Here is an 11,337-nt window from a genome sequence, read left to right as displayed (position 1 = left end):
AGTGGATTGGCGGCGTACTCGCCATCGACCGACGTGGAGGACCGCATGCCGAAGATTCTGTTCGTGGTCACCGGATCCGATCACTGGACCCTCGCCGACGACACTCACCACCCGACCGGCTTCTGGGCGGACGAGGTGGCTCTTCCCTACGAGGTGTTCAGCGCGGCAGGGTATGAGGTCGTCGTCGCCACCCCGGGCGGTGCGCCGGCTCCCGTGGACCGGGCGAGCCTGGCGGCGGAGTTCAACGGCGGCCAGGAAGGCGCCGACCGGGTGGGCGAGACCCTGGCGTCCGTCGCGGGGCTTCAGCAGCCGCTGAAGCTGGAGGACGTGGACCTGGTCGCGTACGACGCCGTCTTCTGCCCCGGTGGCCACGGCCCCATGGAGGATCTGGCGGTCGACGCCGCATCCGGTCGGCTGCTGGCCGCCGCGCTCGCCTCGGGCAGGCCGCTGGGCGTCGTGTGCCACGCTTCGGCCGCCCTGCTCCCCGCGCGCACCGCCGACGGCGACTGGCCGTTCGCCGGCTACCGGCTCACCGGCTTCACCAACGCCGAGGAGGCGCAGGCGGGTTTCGCGGACCGGGCGAAGTGGCTGCTGCAGGACCGGCTCGTCGAGGCCGGTGCGGACTTCCGGGAGGGTGAGCCCTGGAGGCCTCACATCCTCGTCGACCGCAATCTGCACACCGGCCAGAACCCGGCGTCGGCCCGCCCGCTGGCGCAGGAGATGGTCGAGGCACTCCGGTAGGGCTTCGGCTCAGCCCAGTTGGCGCCGTACCAGGGCGTGCAAGCTGCCGCCCGTGTCGGCCAGCAGCTCGGCGGGCGGGCCCTGTTCGACGATCCGGCCCTCCGCCATGACGATCACCCGGTCGGCGTCCATGACCGTGGAGAGCCGGTGGGCGATCACCAGGCGGCCGGCGTTCAGGCTGCGGGTGCTCGCCATCACGACGGCCTGGGTCTCGTTGTCCAGCGCGCTGGTCGCCTCGTCGAAGAACAGGATGCGGGGGCGGCGTACCAGCGCCTGGGCGATCATCAGGCGCTGGCGCTGCCCACCGGAGATCGCCCCGCCGCCGGAGATCATCGTGTGCAGTCCCATCGGCATCCGCCGGATGTCCTCGGCCAGTCCCGCCATTTCGGCGGCCGCCCACACCTCTTCCTGGGAGAAGGTCTCGGCGCCGCTGATGCAGTCCAGGATTGATCCGGTGAGCGGTTGGGCGTTCTGCAGTACGACACCGCACTGACGGCGTACGGCCGCCTGGTCGAGCGCCGCCAGGTCCTGGCCGTCGTAGAGCACGCTGCCCGAGAGCGGCCGGTCGAACCCGATGAGCAGCCGCAGCAGCGTGGACTTGCCGCAGCCGCTCGGGCCGACGACCGCCACGAACTCGCCGGGCCGCACCCGCAGCGACACGTCGTCCAAGGCCAGCGGCCCGTCGTCGGCGTACCGGAAGGAGAGCCCGCGCGCCTCGATCGCGCCGGACAGCGTCCCGGGCTGGGCGCTCGCGCCGCGCACCTCGGGCGACTCGTCCAGGACCGGCTTCAGTTGTTCGAACATGGGCAGGGCGGCGACCACCGAGATCAACGCACCGGTGAGCTGGGTGACCGACGTCAGCAGCATGGTCATGGCGGTGCTGAACGTGAGGAACTCGGCGGCCGACATGCTGCCCCTGGCGGGTCCCGCCAGCAGCATGAACATGATCAGGGAGCAGAGCGGCAGATAGACGGCGTCCAGCGCCGTGGTGAGGTTCTTGATGCGGCCGGCGCGCTGCTGGAGTTCGCGGGAGCGGGCGAACTCGCGGGCCCAGGCGGCGTACGCGAAGTTCTCGGCGGCCGCGACCCGCAGTTTGGGCAGGCCCCGCAGGGTCTGGAACGCCTGGTTGTTGAGCTTGTTGCCGAGCTCGACGAGTCGCCGTTGCCAGCGAACCTGCCACAGGCCCATCCCGAGGAACACGGCGCCGATGACGGCCAGCATGGCTATGGCCACCATGGCCAGCGGAACGCTGAACCACAGCAGCAGCACCACGTTCATGGCGCCGACCGTACTCGCCTGCACGGCCACGGGGCCGAGCCCGGACAGCACCCGTCGGACGGCGCTGATGCCCATGGCGGCACTGGCGAGTTCACCGGTGGAGCGTTCAGAGAAGAACCGGGTGGGCAGTCGCAGCAGCCGGTCCCAGACGGCCGGTTGCAGGGTGCTCTCGATGCGGCCCTCCATCCGCAGGATGGTGAGGTTCTGGAGCAGCATGAAGGACGCCGAGACCACGCTGGTGATCATGACGGCGAGCGCGACCTGCACGATGAGGCCGGTCTCGGCGTTCGGTACGTACTCACCGAGCACCTTGCCGGTGGCGATCGGCACGAGCCCGCCGATGCCGACCGTCAACAGACCGCTGAGCAGCAGGTTCCGCAGGTCCTTGCGGGTGCCCCGGAGACTGAAGCAGAGCAGCCGCCAAGCGGTCGCGGGCCGTTCGGGCAGCGGGCGGTAGAACATGACGGCGCGCGGCTCGAAGTCCTCGGCGTTGTCCTTGCCGATCCGCATGCGCATGCCGGAGGCCGGGTTGACTGCTTCGTAGCGGCCGCGGCGCCACAGCAACGCGACCGCAGCGCCGGACTTGGCGCGGTGGCCCACCAGCGGGCCGGCGTCGGCGCGCCACCAGCGTCCGTCGAGCCTGACCGTGCGGGTGCGGACGCGGGAGACGAGCGCGATGCGTTCGACGGGGGTGACCCGGTCGTCGGCCGCGCCGCCCCTGGGTGGCTCGGTGAGTGTGATCCCGGATGCCTCGGCGACACGCCGGCACACGGCGAAAGCCGCGTCGTCGGTGGCCCGGTCGCCGACGCGGGCGGCGCGGCCCGAACGGTCGGGGCGGCCGATGGACGCGACCAGGGCCTCGTCGGCGCGGGCGCGGACCGCCGCGCCCGCCTTGATAGCCGCGGCGGTTCGGTCCTCGTGGGCGCGCTCCTGCTCCTCGATCCACTGGTCCACGGCCGACAGCAGCCGGTATTGCTGGTTCACCAGCCGCTGCCACATCGGCGTCTCGACGAGCAGGTCGCCGACGGCCTCCGCGCTGTAGGCGGCGCCGTACCGCACGCCGCCGGGTGCGACCGGCATCCACAGGACATCGTCGTCGGCCACCGCGCCTTCGCCGGCGGGCCGGCCACCGAGCGGGGCCTCGAAGAGCACACCCAGGCCGCGGCCGATGCCGAGCGCGAAGGCGTGGTCGAGGGGGCTTTCATAGACGGAGGTGTCGGCGTACCCGGGCGGGACGTACAGCTCCCGCAGCGGGATCCGGCGCAGCTGGCAGTTCCGCGCCGGTCTGCCGACCAGGGTGTGCTGGGAGCCCTCGGCGGGCCCGAGCAGCAGGGCCCCCGCTTCGAGGCGGCCAAGGAAGTGCCAGTGCCCCTCCTGGGCGGCGTCGACCGCGAACAGGTCGAGCGCGCCGCCGACGACGAGCCACAGCACCTGGGGCCCCTCCAGCGGCAGGCTGCGCAGCCCGGAGCAGTCGACATGCACGCCCAGGCCGCCGAGGGCGTGGGTGACGGCGTCGGCCACACCAGGGGTCGGGGGCAGGGAGGCGGGGTGAGCGGTCGGGGGCGGGGACGGCATGTCAGTGCTCCTTGACCAGCTCGGCGTACGCCCCTTGCGCGGCGGCGAGTTCTTCGTGCTGCCCGCGCTCCACGACCACTCCGTGGTCGAGTACGACGATCTCGTCACTGTCGCGGACCGTGCTCAGCCGGTGGGCGATCACCACGCAGGCACAGCCGCGCCTGCGCAGGTTGTCGATGATGATCCGTTCGGTCTCCGCGTCCAGGGCGCTCGTCACCTCGTCGAGTACGAGAACGCTGGGCCGCCGGACCAGCGCACGGGCGATTTCGAGCCGCTGGCGCTGCCCGCCGGAGAAGTTGCGGCCGTCCTGCTCGACGCGGCTGTGGATGCCGTCGGGGCGCCGCGCGATCACGTCGTACAGAGCGGCGTCCCGGAGCGCGGCGGCCACCGCGTCGTCGGGGATCGACGGGTCCCACAGCGCCACGTTGTCCCTGACCGTCCCCTCGAAGAGGAACACGTCCTGGTCGACGAAGGAGACGGAGGCGGCCAGCGCGCTGCGCGGGATGTCCTGCAGGCGCTGGCCGTCGATGAGGATCGCGCCCTCCCACGGGGTGTAGAGGCCGGAGATCAACCGGGAGACGGTCGACTTGCCGCTGCCCGAGCCGCCGACCAGGGCGACCTGACGCCCGGGGCCCACGGACAGGGAGAACCCGCTGAGCAGGGGCTTGTCCAGGGGGCTGTAGCCGAAGGTGATGTTGTCCAGCGTCACGTGGCCCTTGAGCCTGCGGGCGGCGGTGTCCGGTTCGCTGCGGGTGTAGAGGGCGTCGACGGGGAAGCTCTCGACGTCCTTGAGCCTGGCCACGTCCGCGGCGAAGTCCTGGATGCGTCCGGCCACTGAGTTGAGCCGGGTGATGGGCGCGGTGAAGCGGGCCACCAGTGCCTGGAAGGCGACGAGCAGACCGATCGAGATGGCGCCCTCCACGGCCCGCAGACCGCCGATCCACAGGATCAGCGCACTGTTGACGGTGGCGAGGGTGGGTGCGACGACGGCCAGGGCCGCGCTCGGCACGCCGAGCCGCTGCTGGACGTCGAGGGTCGTGGCGTGCTGGCCGGCCCAGCGACGGAAGAAGCCGTTCTCGCCGCCGGTGGCCTTCATCGTCTCGATGAGCTGAAGCCCGGTGTACGAGGTGTTGGTCAGCCGGGCGCTGTCGGCCCGGAGCTTCTGGGTGTGGGTGGCCCGCAGCTTGATCACGATGCGCATCGCGACCACGTTGAGCAGGGCGACGGCCACTCCGATGACGGTGAGCTGGGGGTCGTACGTCCACAGCAGGAAGGCGTAGAGGATCACCACGACGCCGTCGACGCCCGCCGCCGCGAGGTCGCGGGCCAGGGTCTCGGCGACCGCGTCGTTGGACTGCAGGCGCTGGACGAGGTCGGCCGGGCTGCGCTGCGCGAAGAAGGTCACGGGCAGCCTCAGCAGGTGCCGCAGGAAGCGGGCGCTGCTGAGCGTGGAGGAGATGATTCGCCCGCGCAGCAGGTTCGCCTGCTGGAGCCCGGTCAGTACGGCGGTGAGCGCCACCATCGCGGCCATCGACGCGAAGAGCGGTCCGAGCAGCGACGTCTGATTGCCGATCAGGAACATGTCGATATACGTACGGCTCAGTGCCGGCAGCGCGGCCCCGACGGCGACCAGCAGCAGGCTCGCGAGCAGCGCGGCCAGCAGGGTGGCGCTGGTGCCTCGCATGCGAGCGGGTACGGCGGTCATGACGCCCGGCTTGCGGCCGCCCCGGCTGAAGGACGCGGCGGGCTCGAAGACGAGGACGACGCCGGTGAAGCTGGTGTCGAAGTCCTCCGCGGGCACGAACCGGCGGCCCTTGTCCGGGTCGTTGACGTGGACACCCTTGCGGCCGAACCTGCGCCCCATGCCGTCGTACACGACGTAGTGGTTGAACTCCCAGAAGAGGATCGCGGGTGCCTGGACCTCCGCGAGCGCCGCCGACTCCATCTGCATGCCCTTGGCCTGCAGGCCGTAACCGCGCGCCGCCTTCAGCAGGTTGCTGGCGCGCGAGCCGTCCCGGGAGACTCCGCAGGCGATGCGGAGCTCTTCGAGCGGCACGTGCCGCTCGTAGTGGGCGAGCACCATTGCGAGGGCGGCGGCGCCGCATTCCACGGCCTCCATCTGGAGAACGGTGGGCGTACGGACGGACCTGGCCTTCTTGACCTGCGCGGGCTTGGCGCGGCGGCGCCCGCCGCCCGGGGCCTCGGGCCGGTGACGGCCGCGCCCCGGCGCCGGCTGTCGCGGCGGTACGGCTGAGGCGTGCGGTGCGAGGGAGTCCTGTGGTGCGGTCACGGAAGCAGCCAATCGATCGGATGCTGCTCGGCGAGGCGGATGGCGCCGGTGGCAAGGGTCATGGAGTCGACGGCGTACGGCGGGCCACCCGAAGTCGACCAGCCGTAGCCGGACTTGGCGGCGGATGAGCGCTGCAGTCGCACGAGTACGGACACGGGCTGACCGGTGCGGGAGAACTGCTCGCCGAGCTCGCTGCTGCCGAGAAAGCCGGTGATCCGCTGTCGGGTCTGCGCGGTCCTGCCGACGGCCTCGACCCGGCCGCGCAGCACTCCGTACCGCTGTGTCGCCACGGACTGGACGCTCAGGTCGACGGCGGCGCCGACGGGGACGGTGGAGCCGCTGTCGGCCGGTACGTAGAGCACGGCCATGAGCGGGTCGCCGGGGTTCTTCACGCGTTCCACCGCGGCCACGTCCGCGCCGGTGGAGACGACGGTGCCGATCGCGGCCACGAGCGTCGTGAGCCGGCCCGCGGCGATGGTGCGCACGATGGTGTCCCCCTCGGGGGTGCGGACCTTCAGCAGCGGGGCGTCCGCGCGGACCCGGTCGCCCTCTTCGGCGAGTACCGCGGTGACCTGGCCGGAGACGGGGCTCTGCAGGACGTAACTGCCCTGGGCGTGGGTGAGGACGCCGGGGGCGCCGAGGGTGGACGACACGGTGCCGGTGACCGCCCATACGGACGAGGCGATCATGAAGAGGACCGTGACGGTCAGAACGAGCGCGCCCCGGGGCCGGGCGTAGCGCACCGGCAGGTCGATCTCTTCGGGCGACTGCAGTTTGGAAAGCGCCTGTTGGCGAAATTGCACGACACTCTTCCTCGACTGCGCTGACCAATGCGGAGCGGATGACAGCCGTCCGTCCCGGAACCTGGACGGCTCCGGGACGGACGGCCCGGCCGGTCGGCATGGGGAGAGCCGACGGACGGGAGTCACCGCGCGTGCATGTGCCGCTCACCGGCACATGACCGGCTCAGAGACCGGCGACGAGACCCGTGACGGCGCCGGCGTTCAGGCCGGTGGCCGCCTCGACGGTGCCGGTGACGGCGTTAACGGCGCTGCTGACCGGGGCGATGTCGCCGGTGCTGACGGCGACGTTGCCGTTGTTGCCACCGAGGATGCCGCCGGACACGTGGTCCAGGTCGTTGTCGGAGATTTCCTGGGTCGCAACCTGGGAGAAGTTCATGAGGTGAGTTTCCCTTCGCATGGATATTTCTTGAACAGCCGGAGCCGGCCGTACCGAGAGGCGGGCCGGCCGCCGCAGCGGTTGTCGCGTGCCCGAATGGAAAAACCCTTCGTGCGACTTCCGCGGTGCGATTGATCAAAGCACGCGATCGCTTCCGGCTGCCAATCCCGACGGCACTGACCAGTGCGCATCCCGTCGCCGAATTACCCAGGCGTGCACACCCGTCCATGAAGTGGTGGCAGCTTCTTCACAAGATCACCCGACCTGATTCCGGATGGAGAGCACGGTCTCGGCACCGAAAAGGACATTACCGCTCAGACGCGCTTTCCTACTGTTCAGTAAGCGTCCGGCCATTAAGAGAGGGTGTGCCGCCTGCGTATTCGATGTGCAGATTCTTCGGCGTCACACGGTCATCACGCACCGAGATGACCGGATCACGCCTTGTGTGCCGCCAGAAGGCGCCAGCGGGGGCTGCCGTCGGCGCGGCGCCCGAACTCCTCCAGGGGATGCAGGCGAACGGTGAAGCCTGCCCGGATCAGATCGTCGCGCACACCGGCGAGCGGGAACGTCCGGTAGTACATGACGAAGGGCGGCCGCCAGAGCGCATTGCGTACGCGCATCACCGAGTCGAAGCCGAGCAGCGCCCAGTGCAGCGGCGAACTCACCGGCTGGGGCGCGCCGATGGGGAACGCGAAGACGCCGCCGGGCCGCAGGGCGCGGTGGACCTCCGCGAACAGGCGGGGCCGCTCGGCCGGCACAAAGTGGCCGAACGCGCCGAAGCTGACCGCCAGATCCAAGGCGCCGGAGAAGGGGAGGGCGAGCGCGTCGGCCCGCACCCAGTCCACCGGCGGCGCCCCGGTGTCGTCGTACGCCGCCCGGGCCGCGTCCAGCATCCCGGCACTGATGTCGACACCGATGACCCGGCCGTCGCACAGCGCCCGCAGCACGCGTAGGCCCGCGCCCGTGCCGCAGCAGACGTCGAGGCCCGCCCCGAAGGGGCCGAGCGCGTGCAGGGAGCCGGCGACGACGTCGAGGAAACGGTCCGGGGTGCGGAAAGGGGTGTGATCGAACTTCGGGGCCAGCAGGTCGTAGCCGCGCTCGACGGAGGAGAGCGCCTGTACGGCCAGCTCGCGGACGGTGGGTCCCTGGGAGGTGAACACGGGCCCCACAGTAGCCAGCACGCGATGGCGGGCCGGTGTACCCATTGACCGGAATGGGTCGTTGAGAGTTATATGGCAGATAAAGGGCGCATAAAGGCTTCTACAGGAGGCGGCCCGTCATGACCACGCACCCCAGCATCGAGCAACACCCAGACCTGGCCGAGATGCGCACCCGGTTCGAGCGGGCGACCAGCACCCCTCGCGCCCAGGCCATCGAGACCCTGGCGCTCATCACGGGCGTCTACCTCGCGGCCTCGCCCTGGATCGCCGGATTCAGCGGACTGACCAACCTGGCCGTGTGCAACCTGATCACCGGCATCGCCTACGCCCTGTGCATGGGCGGGCTCGGCTCGGCGTACGAACGCACCCACGCGATGGCATGGGCCGCCTCCGCCATCGGCGCGTGGACGATCGTCGCTCCCTGGGTCGTGGCGGGCAACGTCGACACCACCCGCAGCGTCGTCAACAACATCATCGTCGGCGCGGTGGCTCTACTGCTCGGCCTGGCCATGGCCACCATGAACGACCGCAAGGCGGGGGGCGGCAACAGCCGCGCCCGTCGCCGCCGGCCGGACGCGGACGCCATGGGCTGAGACCTCGACCCCCGACAGCCCGCACCCCTGGGCCCCGGCCGGACGATCCGGCCGGGGCCCAGCAGCAGGGGAGTCGGCAACAGGGGGGCCCAGCGGCAGGGCCCCCGAACATCAGGCACATATCATCACTCATGGGTAAAATTCGAACATGGGAGACAGGCCGATTGACGCGCCGACGGCGCCCGAACTCGTCCTCGAAACCGACGCGGGCACCACCGTGATGAGTCCGAGCAGGGACTACCACGTCGGGCGCGACCCGCTGAGCGACATAGTCATCGACGACGTCCGCGTCTCCTGGCACCACGCGGTGCTGAGGCCCGAGGACGGTCACTGGACGCTCGAGGACGAGCACAGCACGAACGGCACCTACACCGACGGCAGGCGCGTCGAGGAGTGGGGCGTGGGGCCCGGCAGCGTCATCCGCTTCGGCAGCCCCGCCGACGGGCCGCAGGCGGTGCTGGTGGGACCCGAGTCGCCGCCCGCCCCGACGCCCTATGCGCGGGAGCGCCCGTCGGCCGTCTCGATGCCGGCGGCGACCGGCACCTTCCGGCAGCCGACCACGGTGCGCCCGCTGCCCGCTCGTACCGTCCGTATCGGCCGGGGCAGCGACAACGACCTGGTCATCGACGACCTGGTGGTCTCGCGCCGGCACGCCGAGCTGAGACCGCTGGCTGACGGTACGTACGAGATCGTCGACCTCGGCAGCCACAACGGCACCTTTCTGGGCGGCCGTCCCGTCGCGCGTGCCCCGGTTTTGCCCGGAGACATCGTCGGCATCGGGCACTCGGCGTTCTGCCTGGTAGGCGACACACTGCAGGAGTACGTCGACACGGGCGAGGTATCGCTCGACGTGCAGGACCTGGCGGTCGCCGTCGACAAGGGCCGCAAGACACTCCTCGACCATGTCTCCTTCCCGGTGGGCGAGAAGTGCCTGCTGGCCGTCGTCGGGCCGAGCGGCGCCGGCAAGTCCACGCTGCTCAACGCGCTGACGGGCCTGCGCCCCGCCGACCGGGGCACCGTCCTGTATGACGGCCGTGACCTCTACCGCGACTACGCGGAGCTGCGCCAGCGCATCGGTCTCGTGCCGCAGGACGACATCCTGCACTCCCAGCTGACCGTCCGCCGGGCCCTCGGGTACGCCGCCGAGCTGCGCTTTCCGCAGGACACCGCGAAGAGCGAGCGGCGGGAGCGGGTGGCCGAGGTGATCCGCGAGCTGGGCCTGGAGCAGCGGGTCGGCCAGCCGATCCACAGTCTGTCGGGCGGGCAGCGCAAGCGGGTCAGCGTCGCCCTGGAACTGATGACGAAGCCGTCGCTCCTCTTCCTCGACGAGCCGACGTCCGGGCTCGACCCCGGCATGGACCGTTCCGTCATGCACATGCTGCGTGGTCTCGCGGACGACGGCCGTACGGTCATCGTCGTCACACACAGCGTGCTCAGCCTGGACGTGTGCGACCGGCTACTGATGCTGGCCCCCGGCGGCAGGATCGCCTACTTCGGGCCGCCGGAGGACGCTCTGCCGTTCTTCGGGTTCGAGGAGTGGCCGGAAGCGTTCGAGGCGTTCGAGAACGACCGTGACCGCGACTGGGCGGGGCAGTACCACGCGTCCGCCTTTCACCAGCGGTACGTCGCGGGCGCCAGCACACAGCCGCACCTGCCGCAGGCCCCCGCCGCCGAGGTGGTCGCCCCGGCGCCGCCGCGGACCCGGAGCTGGGGCGCGCAGCTGAGGACGCTGGTGCGGCGGTACACGGCGGCGTTGAGCGCGGACCGGACGTTCCTGGCGATCATGATCGCCCTGCCGTTCGTGATGGGCGCGATGGCACGGGCGCTGGCCGGGGGCACGCTGAACCGGGAAACCGCGTTGAACGCCCTGCTCATCCTGTGCGTCGGCGGGGTGCTTACGGGCGCCGCCAACGCGGTGCGCGAACTCGTCAAGGAACGGGTCATCTACCAGCGGGAGCGCGCGGTCGGGCTGTCCAGATCGGCGTACCTGATGTCCAAGGTCGTCGTACTCGGCACCATCACCGTCCTGCAGAGCGTCGTCCTGACGCTGGTCGCCCTCGTAGGCGTCGACCTGAACGCGCCGGGCGGCAAAGGCGTGCTGATGCCGCCGCTGGTGGAGATCACGGTGGCGGTGGCGCTGCTGTCCTTCACGGCCATGATGCTGGGTCTCCTCGTGTCCGGGCTGGTGCGCAAGGAGGAGGTGACGATGCCGCTGCTGGTCCTCCTCGCCATCGTCCAGGTGGTGTTCTGCGGGGCGCTGCTGAAGCTGGACGGGGTGGCCGGGGTCGAGCAACTGGCGTGGCTGATCCCGTCGCGGTGGGCACTGGGGGCGATGGCCGGGACCATCGGGCTCGGCCGGATCGTTCCCGGCGAGCTGACGGCGGATCCGCTGTTCGCGCACTCGGCGGGAGTGTGGCTGCTCAACATGGGGATGCTGGTGGTCCTTTCGGTCGTCTTCGGGTACGCCGTCGCGAAGCTGCTGCGCCGGCACGAACCCGCGATCATGAGGAAGTAGGGGCGA

Annotated in this window: 8 protein-coding genes; 3 read left to right on the top strand and 5 right to left on the bottom strand. The window is 70.9% G+C overall.

Translation table 11 applies throughout. The features are described 5' to 3' along the window. Positions 1-45: 45 nt before the first annotated feature. Positions 46-741: a type 1 glutamine amidotransferase domain-containing protein gene (locus ACU6WZ_RS27530; RefSeq protein WP_447030877.1), complete on the top strand. Its 696-nt coding sequence runs from the start codon at positions 46-48 to the stop codon at positions 739-741. Between the two features lie 9 nt (positions 742-750). Here ACU6WZ_RS27530 and ACU6WZ_RS27525 read toward each other — a convergent pair whose 3' ends face one another. The 5 genes from ACU6WZ_RS27525 to ACU6WZ_RS27505 all read right to left on the bottom strand — a co-directional run bounded on the left by ACU6WZ_RS27525 (position 751) and on the right by ACU6WZ_RS27505 (position 8,223). Then, positions 751-3,594: an NHLP bacteriocin export ABC transporter permease/ATPase subunit gene (locus ACU6WZ_RS27525; RefSeq protein ID WP_447030876.1), complete on the bottom strand. Its 2,844-nt coding sequence runs from the start codon at positions 3,592-3,594 to the stop codon at positions 751-753. Position 3,595: 1 nt separating this feature from the next. Continuing rightward, positions 3,596-5,713, bottom strand: a complete 2,118-nt coding sequence (locus ACU6WZ_RS27520; RefSeq protein ID WP_447034284.1) for an NHLP family bacteriocin export ABC transporter peptidase/permease/ATPase subunit — start codon at positions 5,711-5,713, stop codon at positions 3,596-3,598. A gap of 167 nt (positions 5,714-5,880) precedes the next feature. After that, positions 5,881-6,687 carry a hypothetical protein gene (locus ACU6WZ_RS27515; RefSeq protein ID WP_447030875.1) on the bottom strand — a complete coding sequence of 269 codons (807 nt, stop codon included), beginning with the start codon at positions 6,685-6,687 and terminating at the stop codon, positions 5,881-5,883. Between the two features lie 163 nt (positions 6,688-6,850). Then, the gene (locus tag ACU6WZ_RS27510; RefSeq protein WP_447030874.1) at positions 6,851-7,063 is read right to left on the bottom strand and encodes a type A2 lantipeptide; all 213 of its coding nucleotides are present in this window, start codon (positions 7,061-7,063) and stop codon (positions 6,851-6,853) included. A 434-nt stretch (positions 7,064-7,497) separates the two neighbouring features. Further along, positions 7,498-8,223: a class I SAM-dependent methyltransferase gene (locus ACU6WZ_RS27505; RefSeq protein ID WP_447030873.1), complete on the bottom strand. Its 726-nt coding sequence runs from the start codon at positions 8,221-8,223 to the stop codon at positions 7,498-7,500. 119 nt (positions 8,224-8,342) lie between these two features. On the opposite strand from ACU6WZ_RS27505, the gene ACU6WZ_RS27500 reads away from it, so the two are divergent. Both ACU6WZ_RS27500 and ACU6WZ_RS27495 read left to right on the top strand, forming a co-directional pair. Further along, entirely contained in the window at positions 8,343-8,816 is a 474-nt protein-coding gene (locus tag ACU6WZ_RS27500) for an SPW repeat protein (RefSeq protein ID WP_447030872.1), read from the top strand. A gap of 148 nt (positions 8,817-8,964) precedes the next feature. Continuing rightward, entirely contained in the window at positions 8,965-11,331 is a 2,367-nt protein-coding gene (locus tag ACU6WZ_RS27495; protein WP_447030871.1) for an FHA domain-containing protein, read from the top strand. Positions 11,332-11,337: the final 6 nt, after the last annotated feature.

The organism is Streptomyces hypolithicus (genome assembly GCF_052934925.1).
The sequence above is the reverse complement of the archived record's forward strand: the minus strand, read 5'-3'. Positions and strand labels throughout refer to the sequence as shown.